This window comes from Corynebacterium sp. SA-MJD20WY100 (assembly GCF_039822565.1).
Taxonomy (GTDB): domain Bacteria; phylum Actinomycetota; class Actinomycetes; order Mycobacteriales; family Mycobacteriaceae; genus Corynebacterium; species Corynebacterium phoceense_A.
This window is the reverse complement of sequence record NZ_JBCJKS010000009.1, coordinates 37247-52619: the sequence shown is the minus strand read 5'-3', so window position 1 is coordinate 52619 and position 15373 is coordinate 37247. Positions and strand designations below refer to the sequence as shown.

At 66.3% G+C, this 15373-nt stretch carries 13 protein-coding genes; 6 read left to right on the top strand and 7 right to left on the bottom strand.

Annotated elements, in window-relative coordinates; all coding sequences use genetic code 11:
• Positions 1–20 precede the first annotated feature (20 nt).
• From ABJ196_RS06600 to ABJ196_RS06585, 4 genes are all read left to right on the top strand, one after another.
• Positions 21–1214 carry an NAD-dependent epimerase/dehydratase family protein gene (locus ABJ196_RS06600; RefSeq protein ID WP_347305738.1) on the top strand — a complete coding sequence of 398 codons (1194 nt, stop codon included), beginning with the start codon at positions 21–23 and terminating at the stop codon, positions 1212–1214.
• Positions 1211–2344, top strand: a complete 1134-nt coding sequence (locus ABJ196_RS06595; protein WP_347305737.1) for a glycosyltransferase family 1 protein — start codon at positions 1211–1213, stop codon at positions 2342–2344. Before ABJ196_RS06600 ends, ABJ196_RS06595 begins: the two co-directional genes overlap by 4 nt.
• Before the next feature lie 25 nt (positions 2345–2369).
• Positions 2370–3485, top strand: a complete 1116-nt coding sequence (locus tag ABJ196_RS06590) for a DUF6882 domain-containing protein (protein WP_347305736.1) — start codon at positions 2370–2372, stop codon at positions 3483–3485.
• Positions 3486–3552: 67 nt separating this feature from the next.
• Complete coding sequence (locus ABJ196_RS06585; protein WP_347305735.1) at positions 3553–6255, top strand: acyltransferase family protein; 2703 nt, start codon at positions 3553–3555, stop codon at positions 6253–6255.
• Between the two features lie 51 nt (positions 6256–6306).
• Here ABJ196_RS06585 and ABJ196_RS06580 read toward each other — a convergent pair whose 3' ends face one another.
• Both ABJ196_RS06580 and ABJ196_RS06575 read right to left on the bottom strand, forming a co-directional pair.
• On the bottom strand, positions 6307–7266 hold the full coding sequence (locus ABJ196_RS06580) for an HNH endonuclease signature motif containing protein (protein WP_347305734.1): 960 nt from the start codon (positions 7264–7266) through the stop codon (positions 6307–6309).
• Positions 7267–7352: 86 nt separating this feature from the next.
• Positions 7353–8357, bottom strand: coding sequence for a 3-hydroxyisobutyryl-CoA hydrolase (locus ABJ196_RS06575; RefSeq protein ID WP_347305733.1), 1005 nt, complete (start codon positions 8355–8357; stop codon positions 7353–7355).
• A 46-nt stretch (positions 8358–8403) separates the two neighbouring features.
• Between ABJ196_RS06575 and ABJ196_RS06570 the strand changes: the two genes are divergently transcribed.
• Positions 8404–9195 carry an HAD family hydrolase gene (locus ABJ196_RS06570; RefSeq protein WP_347305732.1) on the top strand — a complete coding sequence of 264 codons (792 nt, stop codon included), beginning with the start codon at positions 8404–8406 and terminating at the stop codon, positions 9193–9195.
• A 255-nt stretch (positions 9196–9450) separates the two neighbouring features.
• Complete coding sequence (locus ABJ196_RS06565; protein ID WP_347305731.1) at positions 9451–10500, top strand: hypothetical protein; 1050 nt, start codon at positions 9451–9453, stop codon at positions 10498–10500.
• A 9-nt stretch (positions 10501–10509) separates the two neighbouring features.
• On the opposite strand, the gene ABJ196_RS06560 is transcribed toward ABJ196_RS06565, so the two are convergent.
• The 5 genes from ABJ196_RS06560 to ABJ196_RS06540 all read right to left on the bottom strand — a co-directional run bounded on the left by ABJ196_RS06560 (position 10510) and on the right by ABJ196_RS06540 (position 15326).
• Positions 10510–10833, bottom strand: coding sequence for a putative quinol monooxygenase (locus ABJ196_RS06560; protein ID WP_347305730.1), 324 nt, complete (start codon positions 10831–10833; stop codon positions 10510–10512).
• Between the two features lie 20 nt (positions 10834–10853).
• Positions 10854–11432: a hypothetical protein gene (locus tag ABJ196_RS06555; RefSeq protein ID WP_347305729.1), complete on the bottom strand. Its 579-nt coding sequence runs from the start codon at positions 11430–11432 to the stop codon at positions 10854–10856.
• A 69-nt stretch (positions 11433–11501) separates the two neighbouring features.
• Positions 11502–11861 (bottom strand): hypothetical protein, encoded by a 360-nt coding sequence (locus ABJ196_RS06550; RefSeq protein WP_347305728.1) that lies wholly within the window; start codon positions 11859–11861, stop codon positions 11502–11504.
• Positions 11842–13551 (bottom strand): alpha/beta hydrolase, encoded by a 1710-nt coding sequence (locus tag ABJ196_RS06545; RefSeq protein ID WP_347305727.1) that lies wholly within the window; start codon positions 13549–13551, stop codon positions 11842–11844. Before ABJ196_RS06545 ends, ABJ196_RS06550 begins: the two co-directional genes overlap by 20 nt.
• Positions 13518–15326 (bottom strand): ABC-F family ATP-binding cassette domain-containing protein, encoded by a 1809-nt coding sequence (locus ABJ196_RS06540; protein WP_347305726.1) that lies wholly within the window; start codon positions 15324–15326, stop codon positions 13518–13520. Before ABJ196_RS06540 ends, ABJ196_RS06545 begins: the two co-directional genes overlap by 34 nt.
• Positions 15327–15373: the final 47 nt, after the last annotated feature.

The following is a 15373-nucleotide window of genomic DNA, read 5'->3' as shown; positions in this document are numbered from 1 at the left end:
CACGAGGAGTGAACACCACAGTGAAGATTGCGATTCTGGGCGGCGACGGATTCTGCGGATGGCCCGCATCCCTCTACCTCTCGGACCGGGGACACGACGTCACCATCATCGACAACCTCTCCCGCCGCGCCATCGATAAAGAACTCGGCGCGGAATCGCTCACCCCCATCACCTCCATCGAGGAACGCCTCACGGCCTGGCACGAGGTCACCGGCAAAGCCATCGGCTTCCGTAATATCGACGTCGCGCAGGACTACGACGCCCTGCTCGATTTCCTGCGCGCGGAGGCTCCCGATGCCGTCGTGCACTTCGCCGAACAGCGCGCCGCGCCGTACTCCATGAAGAACTCACGCACGAAGCGCTACACGGTGGATAACAACATCAACGCGACGCACAACCTACTCGCGGCCATCGTGGAGTCCGGGCTCGATATCCACGTCGTGCACCTGGGCACCATGGGCGTCTACGGCTACGGCACCGCGGGCATGAAGATTCCGGAAGGCTACCTCGATGTCATGGTCCACACGGACGACCACGGCAATATCGAGCAGTCCATCCTCTACCCGTCCAACCCGGGTTCGGTCTATCACATGACGAAGGTACTCGACCAGCACCTCTTCGCCTACTACGCGAAGAACGACGAGCTGCGCGTCACCGACCTCCACCAGGGCATTATCTGGGGCACATGGACCGAGCAGACGGCGCGGGACGAGCGCCTTATCAACCGCTTCGACTACGACGGCGACTACGGCACGGTACTCAACCGCTTCCTCATCCAGGCCGGCATCGGCTACCCGCTCACCGTCCACGGCACGGGCGGCCAGACCCGCGCGTTCATCCACATCCGTGACATGGTCCGCTGCATCGAGCTCGCACTCAAGAACCCGCCGGCGCGCGGTGAGCGCGTGAAGATCATCAACCAGATGACGGAAACCCACCGCGTCCGCGACCTCGCCGAGCTCGTCGCGCAGATTTCCGGCGCCACCGTCGCCTACGTGCCCAACCCGCGCAAGGAATCAGCGGAAAACGAGCTCTTCGTCTCCAACGACACGTTCCTCTCCCTGGGGCTTAAGCCCACCACGCTGGCCGAGGGCCTGCTCCACGAGGTCGAGGAAGTCGCCCAGCGCTACGCCTCGCGCGTGGACCGTTCGAAGATTCCCGCACAGTCCCTGTGGACGAAGAACCAGCGCGCAGGTGTGCCCGAACTTTCATGAGAGTAGCCATCGTCACCGAGGTCTTCCTCCCCAAAATCGACGGCGTCGTCACGCGACTGACCCGTACCATCGAGCAGCTCGCAGCCTTGGGCCACGAGGTCGCCGTCTTCGCGCCCGGTACCCCGCCCGCGACGTTCACGGGGTTCCCGGTCCACCGCATCCCGTCGCTCGCCCTGCCCGTCTACCCAGAAATCAAGTTCGGCCTCCCGACCGCGCGCTTCTTCAAGGAAATCCGCGCCTTCGACCCCGACGTCATCCACGCCGTCAACCCCATTTGGACCGCGGCGCTGGGCGTCTTTGCCGCGAAGCGCGACGCCGTCCCGCTCGTCGCGAGCTTCCACACCAACGTGCCCGACTACGTCGAGGCCCTCGGCATCGGCTGGACCAAGCCGCTCACCGTCGCCGCGCTGAAGTACCTCCACAACCAGGCTGCGGTGAACCTGTGCACCTCCGGCCCCATGGTGACCAAGGCTCGCGACTTGGGCATCCGCAACGTCCGGCTGTGGCCCAAGGCCGTCGACACCCACGGCTACCACCCCTCCAAGGCCACACCTGAGATGCGCGCCCGGCTTAGCGACGGCCACCCCGAGGACCCGCTCTTCGTCTACGTCGGCCGCGTCTCCAAGGAAAAGGACTTGGACCGTCTCCCCGCCATCGCACACAGCGTCCGCGAGAAAGTCCCCAGCGCGCGCCTCGCCATCGTCGGCGCAGGCCCCTACCTCGAGGAGCTCAAGCAACACTTCGACGACGGCACCGTCTTCACCGGCTACCTCTCCGGCGAGGACCTCGCCGCCGCCTTCGCCTCCGGCGACGTTTTCGTCTTCCCCTCCCAGACGGAGACTCTCGGCCTTGTCGCGCTCGAGTCCTTCGCCTCGGGCGTGCCCGTCGTGGGCACCCGCGCCGGCGGCATTCCCTTCGTCATCACCGAAGGCGTCACCGGCCGCCTCATTGAGCCCGAGCTTCCCGATGCCGCCTGGGCCGCAGCCATCGCCGATCTCCTCACCGATCCCACGGCGCGCGCAGAAATGGGCGCCGCCGCGCGCGCCGAGGCAGAAAAATACTCGTGGCGAGAGTCTACGATGTCCCTTATCTCCGCCTACGAGGACGCCGTCGCGGCCCCGTTGGCCTAACCCTCTGTAAGGAGCATTCCACGCCATGCCGCTGCCCGCGCCTGCCACGCTCGCCGATGTGCTTGCCGACGGACTCTTCGTCTCCGCAGCCCAAGACCTCGCGTTCGCGCAGGCACTCGGGCCCGTGAGCTCGGCGGAGTATAACTTCGCCGCCGACCGTGACGGCGCTGGCGCCCCGCTTCCCGATGTCCCCGTCCAGCTGCGCATCGACGCCCAGACCGGCGTCCATGATCTCGAGGGCACTCGCCTGGCCGTCCTCCGCGACGGCCAGTGGACGTGGGCCACCTCCATGACCGCGGGGCTTACTGTGCCCGAGCTGAGCGGCACCCAGCCTTATTCTCCGAAGCTTCTCGCCGCCGCGCGCACCGTCGTGGGCGGCTCGCCGGTGCTCATCGCCGAGCAGGACGATGCACTCGCCGCCGTCGCCGTCGCCTTCCGCGGCAACGGCGTGCCGCTGTCCGAGGCGATTGCCGCCGGGCTCGCACAGTCCACCCCCGCGACCGACGAGCGGCGCGCCCTCGAGGCCTACGCCCAAGCCACCGGCCAACAGATTCCCGCACCGCGCTTCGACGGCACGCGGCTGACCGGCTGGGGGTCCTCGCTCACCCTCGCCAATGTGCGCGCAGACGCCCACTACCTTGCTGCCGAGCACCAGTTCTTCGTCGATGCCCGCTTCCCCCACGCGCAGGTGACCCCGCGCCTGCTCGAAGGCCGCGCCACCGTCTCTGCCGGCGGCCACGCTTTCGAGGCCACCGCCCCGGTCCTCGCGACCATCACGGACGACACGTGGACGTGGGCCTGGGCCGACGAAGAACTCGCCCCGCCGGCCCGCCGCGCCGCCGCCAATGTGCGCCGCTTCGGCGCGGACCACGGCATCGCGGCCTTCCTGCGCCCGCAATTGCCCGCCGCCCGCGCCTTCGAGCTCGGCCTCGCCCAAGCCGCTATGCCCATCCTGCAGCTGTGGACGCTCGTTCCCGTCGCGCTCTCCCCCACGACGACGGGCCTTTTCCTCCTCGACGCCCCGCAGCTACGCCTGCCCGACGCCACCGTTGCGACGCACTCGGCGATCCTCGCCGTGCCGCTGCCGGATGGCCTCGACGCCGTGCGCGCGCAGGCCGCGTATCGCGCCGCCCGCGGCTAACGCCCATCCCGCCGTGGGGGTTAAGCTATAGCACGTCCTTAAACCAGCTTCTCATGCGGGAGAATTTGTGAAACGCTTCCTTCGGTCGATTGTTGATCGCGTCACCGGCACCCGCCGTGACAACGAGCTTCCCGCCCCGGACCTCCCCACGCGCACTCCCGCGCCTCAGTCTCCGGAGCCGGCCCCAGTTTCCCGCCCCGCAGTCCCCGAGCCCGTCACGCGCCCGCCGCGTCCCGCCGCGCCTGCCCCACGCGAGGCAACGCCCGCCAACCGCGTCGCCGCACGCCGACTCCCCGCCAGCCTGCGCCCCGCTCCCGCAACCGACGACGAACCAGAACTCTCGCCCGCCGCGCGCCGCGCGCACCGCCGGCTCGCCACACTCCTCACCGTCCCCACAACTACCCCGGCCCCGGCCCCGGCTCCCGCGCCTGCGGCGCCCCGTCCGCTACGCCCGACGCCCCCACTCGAGCGCGAGGCAACGCCCGCCAACCGCGTCGCCGCACGCCGACTCCCCGCCAGCCTGCGCCCCGCTCCCGCAACGGACGACGAACCAGAACTCTCGCCCGCCGCGCGCCGCGCGCTGCGGCGCTTGTCGGGAATCCTCGCCTCCCCGGCGCCCCAAATTGAAACGCCTGCATCGCACCCCGTAGCTGACAAGCCCGCTGCCAAGCCAGCAGGAGCACTCGCGGCCGCGGCAGCCGCTGCTACAGCCGCGGCTGCTAGACCCATGGCCCGCAAGCGCGCGATGCCAGTTGTCATTCCCTCGGCGGCGCAACACAGCGCCGCCGCGGACGAGGCCGCGCGCCGCGAGCGTGAAGCACGCGCCGCCCGGGCGGCGGAGGCGGATGCTGCGGTGGGCGATGGGGGCATCGGCAAGCGGGCGCTTGCCACGCCGGTCGAGGCGCGCGCCCGGCTGCGTCTGGTGCCGGGGCTTGACGGCCTACGCGGCCTGGCGGTACTCGCCGTGGTTATTTATCACTTCTTTGGCGATGTGCTGCCCGGCGGCTACCTGGGCGTGGACATGTTCTTTGTCCTGTCGGGCTTCCTTATTACGTCGCTGCTCGTGCGCGAGTTCCGCGTCACGGGGCGCATTAGCCTCAAGGATTTCTGGGGCCGGCGTTTCCGACGCATTTTGCCGGCAGCCGTGACGGTGCTGGTTATCTGTACGGCGATTGTCGCGGCGATTGGCGGCGACCTGGCCGTGGGGATTCGCGAGCAGTTCCTGGGCACGCTCTTCTTCGTCAATAACTGGACACAGATTGCCACCTCCCAGTCTTACTTTGCGGACAACGAGATTCAGGTCTTCGCGCACTACTGGTCGCTAGCCGTGGAGGAGCAGTTCTATCTCATCTGGCCGCTGCTTATCGCGGGGCTGTTTATCTTCGTGCGGCGGTATCCGCGGCGCGTGCCGATTATCGTGTCGGTCGTGCTGGCCGCGGCGTCTGCGGTCGCCATGTGGTTTATCTACACCCCGGGCGAGGACCCGACGCGCGTCTACTACGGCACGGATACGCACGCGTTTGGCTTGCTCATCGGTGCGGCGCTGTCGCTCATCATTACGTCGACGCACTCGGACCCAGCGGCGGACACCTGGCCGTCGTCGCGCCGCGCAGGCGCTATTGCGGCGCAGGTCCTCGCGCCACTGGCGTTGCTCGCGTACCTCGCGCAGCTCATCTTCATGACAGACGATCTGGAATTGACCTACCGCGGCGGGCTGGTGCTTACGAGCGTGCTGGGCGCGCTCATGATCTGGGGTGTCGTGCGGGGTGCGCGTCCGCTCACGTGGATCTTCGGCACGGCCGTCATGCGGTGGCTGGGCCAACGCTCGTTCTCGCTCTACCTGTGGCACTGGCCGCTCATCATGATCCTCATCGCGCTCTTCGACTCAAAGCGCGAGCACGCCTGGGTGTGGGGTCTCGTGGCGTTGCCGCTGTCCTTCCTCCTGTCGGAAATCTCGTACCAGTTCATTGAAAACCCGTTCCGACGCGGCGGATACAAGAAGGCATGGACGACGTTCTGGGCCTCCCGCCCGAGCCTTGCCGAGCTGCGGTCCGGCTTCGCGAAAGTCGCGTGGCCGCTCGTGCCGCTGCTCGTCGTCGCGTCGCTGGCAGGCGTGGTCTACGGCGTCGTGACGTCGAGCGATAAGACGCAGCTCGAACGCGACCTCGAAGAGCTGCAGCAGCTCAATAATTCGGGGAGCACGCCAGCTTCCGAGGCCGCCGCTCCCACGACGACCACTAAGAAGACCCGCCCCATGCCGCGCGGCCCGGAGATAACCGCCATCGGCGACTCGGTCATGCTTGCCTCGAGCGCCGCGCTCAACACCCGTTTCCCTGGTCTCTACATCGACGCGGCCGTCTCGCGTCACTACACCGCGGCGATTCCAATCGTCCAGGAGCTGAAGAGCACGGGCCAGCTGCGCGATACAGTCTTCCTCGGCTTCGGCACGAATGGCGCGGCGTTCCCCGGACAGCTCGATGAGCTTATCGATGCCATCGGCCCCGACCGCACCATCGTTCTCTCCGTCCCCTACGGCGACCGGGACTGGATGCCCGGTGCGCGCGCCGAGGTCATCCAAGCAGCCAAGGACCACAAGAACGTCTACGTCGCGGACTGGTGCACGCACGCACAGTCCAACACGTCGCTCCTGCGCGCCGACGGCATCCACCCCGAAATCGAAGGCGCCGACCAGTACGCGCTTGCGTTCCAATACGCGCTGCAGCAGTACTCGAATTACGACAAGAACACGTCGACGCAGTGCGCTGTGTAAAACGGCATGCCAAATGACCCGCCCTGCGGGGCGGGTTGTCGTTTGTGAGGGTTAGTCCACGGTGCACAGGTAGCGCTTGCCATACGGCGTGACGTACCAGTAATTGCCTTCGGCATCGCGGGTATACGAATCACCGTCGGCCTTGCGCCCGTTATGGAACCGGCACAGCGGCACGAGGTTTGCGACGTTCGTATCGCCGCCCTTGTTCCGCGGGATAAAGTGGTCACGCTCGCACAACAACGCCGGCGTCACACAGCCCGGATGAATACACTGCGGATGCAGCGCAAACGCCATCAGCGTTTGCTTCTCGTTGAAGATCGGCGTCGACTTAAAACAATCCACCGGCTCACCCCAATCAGTCACCAACGTAACGTAGCCAACCTCCGCCAACTTCTCCTGGGCGAGCAAACGAGCCGGACGCACCGTGCCATCCGTAGCACGAATAAGCTTGCCCTCAGCCACGTACTCCTCATGCTCATCAAGACGAATAACCACATGCGCAGCACGAGCCGAGGCCTTCACCTGTTCTCCGCCCGCGACAAACTGCTTGAACCCGTCAAGCAGGTTATCGCCAGGCAAAGCGCCGAGCATATCCATCAGCCACGGATCCTGGGTGTTAATCACCAAACGGTGCCAACCGTCTTTGCCATAGGTATGGCGGGCAGACTCCACGCGAGTCTTCGGCTTGGCAAGCCTCGCGCCAACCTCATCGAGCCTAGTCTCCGCCGTGCCACACAAAGTCACGCGGGCGGCGTTGGGATCCTCGCAACGCGCGGCAAGCACCTCAATCCGGGCGAGCACACGCAGAGAATGGCCGGCAGCGCGGGCAGCCTTGCGGGCCTCAGCAATGCCTTTAGGCTTAGCGCGCCAATAAACAGCGGCCAAAGGGTAGATGAACTTCGCATCAGCAAGCGTCAAGCCACGGTCGCGGAGCTCAGCCACGGTAAGGCCAGCGGCTTCCTTGAGAGAATCGACGCCGAGAGCAAGAGCATCGAAGATCGAGACGGTCATGCCACGGAGGATAAAGTCGCGGCAGGACCCCGGCAACTGTTCGACAAATACATTTGTCGAACAGGGGTATTCGAACAGGGGTAAACCTAGAGCTGCGCGCGCAGCGCCGCGACGTCGACGTCCTCCACGGTCGCGGGGCTAAACGCGGCGTCCTTCGACTTGTCCACGAGCACGGCACGCACACCCTCGGCGAAGTCCGGCTGGCGGATGAGGTAGGTGCCCAGGCGTAGCTCCGCGGCCAGCGCCTCGCGGATGTCGGCGGCGCGGGATTCAAAGTCGTAAAGCTCGAGCGCCGCGACGATAGACGTGGGGCTCGCCGCCGCGGTGAGCTCGTCGACGAGCTCACGCAGTTCCGGCGTGCACGCGGCGAGGATTTCTGGCCACGTCGAATGGGCAAAGGCCTCCTCGATGGCGGGAGCAAGGGCGGCGAGGGGGGCGGGGCCGCGGGCGGCGGCATGGGAAAGCTGGGCAGACGAGATGCCGTGAGCGACGACGTCTTCGATAAAGGCGGTGGGATCCTCGGTATAGCCGGTCGCGAGACCGGTGTAGAGGAGATCCGCGGCGTACATGCGGTAGCCGGTCACACCCCAGAACTTCGCGAGCGCCGGCGACATGGTCCGCTGCGACATGTACGGCACGCCGACGTCCGTGACGTAGCCGATGGCCATCTCCGGCATGGACGCAAACGCCTTATCGGTGACGATGCGGTGCGAGCCATGGAGCGAAATGCCCAGGCCGCCGCCCATCGCGACGCCGTCGAGGACCGCGATGTATGGCTTGGGGAACTCGGAGAGCGCGGCGTTCAGGGCGTACTCGGCTTCGAAGAAGGAATCCGGGTCGCCGCCCTCGAGGACCTCGGAACGGGCGTGGCGGACGTCGCCGCCGGCACAGAAGGCCTTGGGGTGTGAGGAAAAGACCACGACCTGGTCGATATCGTCGTCCGGACCCCACATACGCAGGGCCTTCGTGATGATGTCGATCATCTCAGGAGTGAGCGAATTGAGGGCCTTAGGCCGGTTGAGTTCGATGAGTCCGGTACGGTGGCGAACGGAAAGCAACACTGGCGCGTCGTGTTCATTAGTCACAGTCATGTAAGCCAGTGTTTCATATCACTACTTTGTTTGCGAGGATTTCTTTATGCGCACTCCCCGGCTCGTCGCGTTGGACATGGACGGCACCCTGCTCGACGGTTCGGGGGCGTTGCCGCCGCGCTGGCCGGAGGTCGCGGCGCGCGCGGAGGCCGCGGGGATGATTCTCGCGCCAGCGTCGGGCCGCCAGCTCGCGACGCTGCGCGCGATGTTCCCAGACCGCGACACGTTCCTCGCGGAGAATGGCACGGTCATCATGCACAAGGGCCAGGTGGTCTCCACGACGGAGATTGCGCCCGCAGATGTCGCGGAGATTCTCAATGCGGCGGACACGCTTCCCGTGGCGCACACGCTGCTGCTGTGCACGCCGGAGACCGCCTACGTGGTGCCGGCTTCTCTCGACGAGACGGCTCAGGCGGAGCTGGACAAGTACTACAAGTCGGTGACGTACATCGAGGACCTGCGCGCGGTCACGAACCCCGTCATCAAGGTCGCCGTGTTCTGCGGCCTGGGCTCGGAGAAGCACCTCTACCCCACCTTCGCGGGCGCGGTGGGCCACCTGGGTGCCGCAGTGTCGGGCCAGGTCTGGCTCGACATCATGTCGCCTGACGGCAACAAGGGAGCGGGCTTGCGCCAGCTTGCCGATGCCACCGGTGTTGCGGTCGCAGACACCGCGGCGTTCGGAGACTTCCTCAACGACTACGAGTTGTTGGAGGCAGCCGGGTATGCCGTGGCGATGGAGAACGCGCACCCCCGGCTCAAAGAGATCGCGGATCGGATTGCGCCGCCGAATACGGAGTACGGCGTGCTCACGGTGCTCGAGGAGTGGCTCGGAGCTTAACCGCGGCACGGGTGAGGGCGGGGCGCTATACTGGGCACCATCGTCTCGCGCTGGACCAGAACGGCGTTGAGCGTCCTCCCCTTCCCGATGGGGTGCATGAGTGGCTGTGATCGCGCCCGTGCCCGCAATGGGGTTGCATGTATCTAAGATCACGCGACCGGCTTCGTGCTGCGTCGTTTTCCTGCCCGTGCCCACCCCATCGGATCCTCGCTGCACGCCTCCCTACGGCGCGCGAGGAAGAAAGCGAATTCCCCCTTGTCTTCGTCTACATATACCTATCTGCCTCCTAATCCCCGCGGCGCCGTGGCTCTGGCCGACCTAGGCCGCCGCTTCAATCGCCTGCTCCCCAGCACAGCTTCCTACCGGAGCGTGCGCCACGCGGCGCTGCGCGCCATCGACGAATGCGTGGGAGCCATCGTCGAGGAATTCGCGTTGCTTGGCGCTGGCGATGAGGACATCGCTGGCTATATCGCCGAGCGCGGCCCCCAGCTCGCCTTCACGGTCGAGTGCACGGATGGGCACCGCGCCGATGCCGTCGAACTACTGCGGGTGCTCAGCCGCGATGTGCGGTCCATCGTGAGCGAACACCTGCGCCTGCGCGGCCACCGCCACCTGAAGTGGTCCACGGAAAAATACCTCTTCAGCTCGCTGCGCGTAACCTTCGCGCCGCCATCACCGCCCCCTTCTCCCGTCGCGAAGGAGACGCCGAAAGTACGGGTGACGGCGCAGGGGGTGCGCATCGGCGGCTTTTGCGCCGGCGCGCTGCCCGCGACGGGCGAGCTGCACCGCATCGCTCTCCCCGACTCGCCGCTGGCCTACTTCCCCGATGCGGAAGACTACGTCTACCGGCTCGCGTTAGAAGGCGCGTGGGATGACACGTACGGCTCGACGCTGGACCACCTGGGTGAATCCCGCAGCCCTGTCGAGCTCATGCTCGACTCGGTGAAGGTCGTCGACTCGCTTATCAAAGAGGTCTCGCGCGAGCGCAATGTCAGCACGCTAAAGAAGAGCGTCAAGCGCTACCTCATCTCGCAGGAGGCGCACATCATGGTGTGGACTCCAAGGGACCCAGTGGTCGAGGTTCCCGATGAAGACATCGAGGCGCTCTTTACGTTCATCGCGGACACGCTGGAGGACATCTGCCGGACGTGCCTCGTCATCGACGACCAGACCGTGGGGCGGACCATTTTCAACCTCACAAGCCGCCTTACTGCAGAAGGCTTGGAGGGCGTCGAGGTGGATATCCGCGTGGGCACGCATGCCAAGTGGGATCTCCCGGACTCCCAGGCGTTCTTCCGGCCGTAGCGAAGTGGGCTACTCGGCCTTGTATTCGGCCATCTTGTCCCACTCGGTCTTGCCCGGGATCGTGGTGTTGATGATGTCCGGGGTCTCGAGCAGGTACTTGGGCATTTCCTCGCAGCTGCGCTTGAAATGCTCGGTGTTGACGTGGTCGACATCCGTGCCGTCAGCGTAGCCCTCGATGAGGAAGAAGCGCTGGTCATCTTGCGGGTCGGCGTACCACTTGAAGAACAGGCAGCCAGGCTCGGCGTTACACGCATCCGTGTACCACTGCACCTCGTCGAGGAAGGTGTCCTTGTACTCCGGCTTGATGTGGAAAGAAACGTTAATGAGAATCATGCAAACTCCTTGAAGACGCGTTAGTTAAAGAAGAACTCGGCGAGGTACACGAACTCGCCGTCGGTCGCCGATGCTACACCGAAGGGTTTCGCGTTGGGAGACTTCTGCACCGGGACATCGCGCTGGAGCCATGCGAGGCGGTCCTTGGCCTCCTGGAGGGTGAGCTTGTAGACGTTGCCGGAGCCCTCGTTCAGGTGCGTCGTGCCGTCGCCCGCGTTGCCCTCGAATTTCACCTTGCCGTCCTTGGCCTGGTCCGCCCACTCCTGGGCGATCTTCTGGGCGTTCGCGTCGTCCTTGTGGCCCTGCTTGCGCAGGTGCGCGGCGGTCGCCGCAGTCACGTCGGCGGAGACGCGGTCGAGCTCAGCGTTCGACACCGCCGGACGCGCGAGGAACTCCGGGAGCTGGACGCCGAACTGGTCAGCGAGGTCATACGCCTCGTTGGGCAACTCGACGTGCGGTACCTGCGAGGACAGCTGCTCAACCGTGGGCACAGAGGAGCCAGCAGGCAGTGCCGGAGCGGCGGAGGCGACGCCGGTGCCAGCAAGGCTGAGCACCGCGGCGGCGGAGACGGCTACGAACGTGGAACGCTTCAAAGTCATACATTCCACCGTGCCACAACCGTGTGCAGCCGTGAAAGACGAACGCCTGATGTTTATCACTTCGTGACGTTAATCCACCCCCAGAGCGGGGCCGAAGGTGGACTCCCAGCCGGCGTAGAGTTCGGTCGCGACATTGACGTAGGAGTGCGCGGCCAGCGCGTGGCGCGCGAAGTCGTTGCTGAAGATATTCGACAGGATTTCAAGGCTGAGTCGGCCGAGCCAGTTGTCATTGAAGTCGTCATCGAGCGGGTTGTCCAGCGAGTTGCCCACGAAGATGGGCGTCTCGCACAGGGCCGCGTCGTTGAGGACGCTGCCCCACATGTTCTCCGCGTCGCCGCCGTGCTCCGCGACGAGGGACCGCACGAATGCCTGGCCGAGAAAGCCCGCGGTCGCGGGATAACTTCCGGCGCTATTTGGGGTTGTCGCCACGGATGGACACGAGCTGATTCTCCAGCTCCGTAAGCCGCGCGGGAGTGAGGTCGACGTCGCCGATGGCGGCGAATCCGGCGAGCACCGAGTCGCCGTAATTGTGGCCGTAGCCGATGGGCGCCTGCGCCGCGACGGGCAGGTCCGCGCTCACTTGGAGGAAGCTCACGAAAGGCATCCACGTCATCGCGCGCTCATGGCCCGGCGGGGCGGGCTCGCTCAGCCAGTCCGGTTCACGGAGAATCATGTCAAAGGACCACCACGCGACGGGGTCCGAGGTGTGTTGGACGTAGAGCATGCGGGCCGGGCCCCAATCTGGGTCGCGCGTGGTCGCCCACTGGCGCACGTGTTCCTCGTCGTTGGCGAAGCGGACCACGAGGCCGTCCGCGTAGACCGGCGCCGTCTCCGTCGAGCCGGGGTCGCGGCGCGTGACGAACTGCGTACGCAGCGGATTGAAATGCGGCGGTCCGGTGAGCAGGATGCCATCTACGGAGTTGACGACGTCGCGCAGGCCAGAGAACGCGGCCTCGACGCCGGTGGTGCCCAGCGATTCACCGTAGAGGTAGAGCTTCGGCCGGTGGTCTTCGGGCAGCTCGTTCCACCACGTGATGAGCGGCCCGAGGAGTTCCTGGCCGGCTGCGCGGACTTGGTCGCCGCCCGCCAGAAAGTGCAGGGCGGAGGGCATCGCGGAGTATTGTCCGGCGGCGATGGCGGTATCGCCGCCATAGAGCAGCTCGAAGCTCTGCGTCGCGTAGTCAGAGACCCAGCCGGTACCCGTCGTCATGAGGACAAGCAGGGCCTTGCGGTCTTGGGCGTGGGTGCGCTCGAGCTCGGAGATGAGCAGGTCTGCGCGCTCGGCCGTGTCCGCCGCGTTGCCAAGCCCGGCGTAGACGCGGATGGGCTCCTTGGCAGGCTTGCCCGTCGCCGCTGTAAGCTCGCTTGCCGATGCCCCTCCCGCGACGAAGCGGGAGCCATAAAAGCCCACCCCTCCAAAGTCCACGGCGGAGTCAGGCGAGCCAGAGCGCTCCGGCGCCGTGGGCGCCGTGACGGCCGGGTCCGGATCCTTATTCTGCTCGGTAAAGAATTTCTCGCCGAGACCGACGGTGGCACCGGGCACGGCGTTGGAGACGAACCAGAACCAGGCGAGCAGGACGAGCACCCAGGCGGAGACGCTGCGGACGCGGGGCCGCACGCGGCGTGGGCCGATGGCCTGGGCGGTATCGGCGGCCCAGACGAGAAAGCGGATGATAAGCAGGTAGCCGGAGAACGTGGCGATCGCGAGCGGGAGAATGAACACGACGTCGAGGTAGCTCGGGCGGGGTTGCTCCGCAAGGTCAGCGAGCGTGACCTGCCAGCGGTGCGACCACCACACCATGACCCACGCCCAGAGGGCGCCCACGGCGATGACGCAACGGGCCACCCACCGCGCGACGCGAGGCGACCAGTTGTCAGGATTCGCAAGCGGGTGCAGCCGGTGCAGGTAGCGGCGGTAGGCCCAGCGCAAGGCGAGGCCCACGAGGTAGCCGATGCCCGCGGCCCAGCCGCCGATGATCCCCTGGTAGAACCACGTGCGCGGCAGCAACGAGGGGGTGAGCGTGAGGACGAAGAAGACGAGCGCGACGACGGCGCCCCATGGGTCGAGCGTGTGGAAAAGCCGCGCTAGCCCTCGAGCTGCTCGCCGAGTTCGAGCCATTCCATCTCCAATTCCTCGCGCTGGGCGGCGACGTCCTTGAGCTCGGCGTCGAGCTTCGTGAGCGCTTCGGTGTCCACGGCCTCGGCGGCCGCGGCCATCTTCTCGTTGAGCTTCTCAGTCTGCTGGTCGAGCTTGCCCATCTTGCGCTCGAGCGCATTCATCTTCTTAGTCAGCTCGCGTTCCTCTTGGGAGCTGAGACGCTTCGGGGCGGCAGACGTGGGGGCATCGGAAGGCTGGGTGCCGAGGTTGAGCACGCCGGAGTTTTCTTGGGCCTCGAGCGCGGCGCGGCGCTTGAGATACTCGTCAATGCCGCCGGGGAGGTTGGTGAGCGTGCCGTCGCCGAAGAGGGCGTACGTGTTGTCGGCGATGCGCTCGATGAGGTAGCGGTCGTGCGAGATGACGACGAGGGTGCCGGGCCAGCCGTCGAGGAGGGACTCGAGCTCCTGGAGGGTATCGATGTCGAGGTCGTTGGTGGGCTCGTCGAGGAGGAGGACGTTGGGCTCGGCCATGAGCACGCGCGTGAGCTGGAGGCGGCGGCGCTCGCCACCGGAGAGGTCGCCCACGGGCGTGCGCTGGCGCTTGGGACTAAAGCCTAGGCGTTCGGCGAGCTGGGAGGCGGAGATTTCCTTCTTGCCCAGGTGGACGTAGGTGGCGACGTCCTCGACGGCGTCGATGAGGCGGCGGGACGGGTCAAGATCGTCGAGTTCCTGGCGCAGCCAGCCCAGGCGGACGGTCTGGCCTTCGATGCGCTTGCCGGCGGTGAGTTCGTGCTCGCCGGCCAGCGCGCGCAGCAGCGTGGTCTTGCCGGAACCGTTGACACCGACGAGGCCGATGCGCTCGCCCGGCGCGAGGCGCCACGTGAGGTGGTCAACAAGGACGCGGCCATCTGGGGTGGCGACGGTGGCGTCCTCGAGTTCAATGACGACGCGGCCTTGGCGCTGCTGAGAGAAGGCCATGAGCTCGACCTTGTTGCGGGGTGCGGGGACGTCAGCGATGAGTGCTTCGGCAGCCTCGATGCGGTAGCGCGGCTTCGAGGTACGGGCAGGGGCGCCGCGGCGCAGCCACGCGAGCTCCTTGCGGGCGAGGTTCTGGCGGCGCTGCTCCATGGCGTCAGCCTGGCGGGCGCGCTCGGTGCGGGCGAAGATCCAGTCGTTGTAGCCGCCCTCGTAGGCGTCGATCTGGCCGTCGTGGACCTCCCACGTCGTGGTGGCGACGGCGTCGAGGAACCAGCGGTCGTGGGTGACGACGACGAGGGCAATCTTGCGCGAGAGCAAATGCTCGGCGAGCCATTGGACGCCTTCGACGTCGAGGTGGTTGGTGGGCTCATCGAGGACGACAAGGTCAAGGTCCTGGACGAGCGCGGCGGCGAGATTAACACGGCGGAGCTCACCGCCGGAGAGCTGGCCCACGGGCGTTTCAAGGCCGAGGTCGACGATGCCGAGGCCGCCCAAGACGTCGCGGACCTTGGCGTTCGAGGCCCACTCGAAGACCTCGAGGCCAAGCGGCTCGACGACGCATTGGCCGATGGTGAGGTTGTCGTCCAGATCGAAGCGCTGGGTCACGACGGCCATGCGCAGATCTTTCGTCTGGGAAACGCGGCCGGAGTCCGCGGGTTCGATGCCGGTGAGGACCTCGAGCAGCGTGGTCTTGCCGCCACCGTTGACGCCGACGATGCCGATGCGGTCCCCCGTCTGCACGCCGAGAGAGACGCCATCGAGAAGCGTTTTCAGGCCGAAGGACTTGGAGACTTGTTCGAGGTTAATGAGGTTAGCCATATCGCTTCACCATCTTAATTGCCGCGGGCCGCGCGCCGCCGGGCACC

Coding starts and splice junctions, on each gene's coding strand:
- ABJ196_RS06595 (WP_347305737.1), top strand. CDS start 1,211: ATGAGAGTAGCCATCGTCACCGAGGTCTTCCTCCCCAAAATCGACGGC.
- ABJ196_RS06590 (WP_347305736.1), top strand. CDS start 2,370: ATGCCGCTGCCCGCGCCTGCCACGCTCGCCGATGTGCTTGCCGACGGA.
- ABJ196_RS06580 (WP_347305734.1), bottom strand. CDS start 7,266: ATGACCGTCTCGATCTTCGATGCTCTTGCTCTCGGCGTCGATTCTCTC.
- ABJ196_RS06575 (WP_347305733.1), bottom strand. CDS start 8,357: ATGACTGTGACTAATGAACACGACGCGCCAGTGTTGCTTTCCGTTCGC.
- ABJ196_RS06570 (WP_347305732.1), top strand. CDS start 8,404: ATGCGCACTCCCCGGCTCGTCGCGTTGGACATGGACGGCACCCTGCTC.
- ABJ196_RS06560 (WP_347305730.1), bottom strand. CDS start 10,833: ATGATTCTCATTAACGTTTCTTTCCACATCAAGCCGGAGTACAAGGAC.
- ABJ196_RS06555 (WP_347305729.1), bottom strand. CDS start 11,432: ATGACTTTGAAGCGTTCCACGTTCGTAGCCGTCTCCGCCGCCGCGGTG.
- ABJ196_RS06545 (WP_347305727.1), bottom strand. CDS start 13,551: ATGGCTCGAACTCGGCGAGCAGCTCGAGGGCTAGCGCGGCTTTTCCAC.
- ABJ196_RS06540 (WP_347305726.1), bottom strand. CDS start 15,326: ATGGCTAACCTCATTAACCTCGAACAAGTCTCCAAGTCCTTCGGCCTG.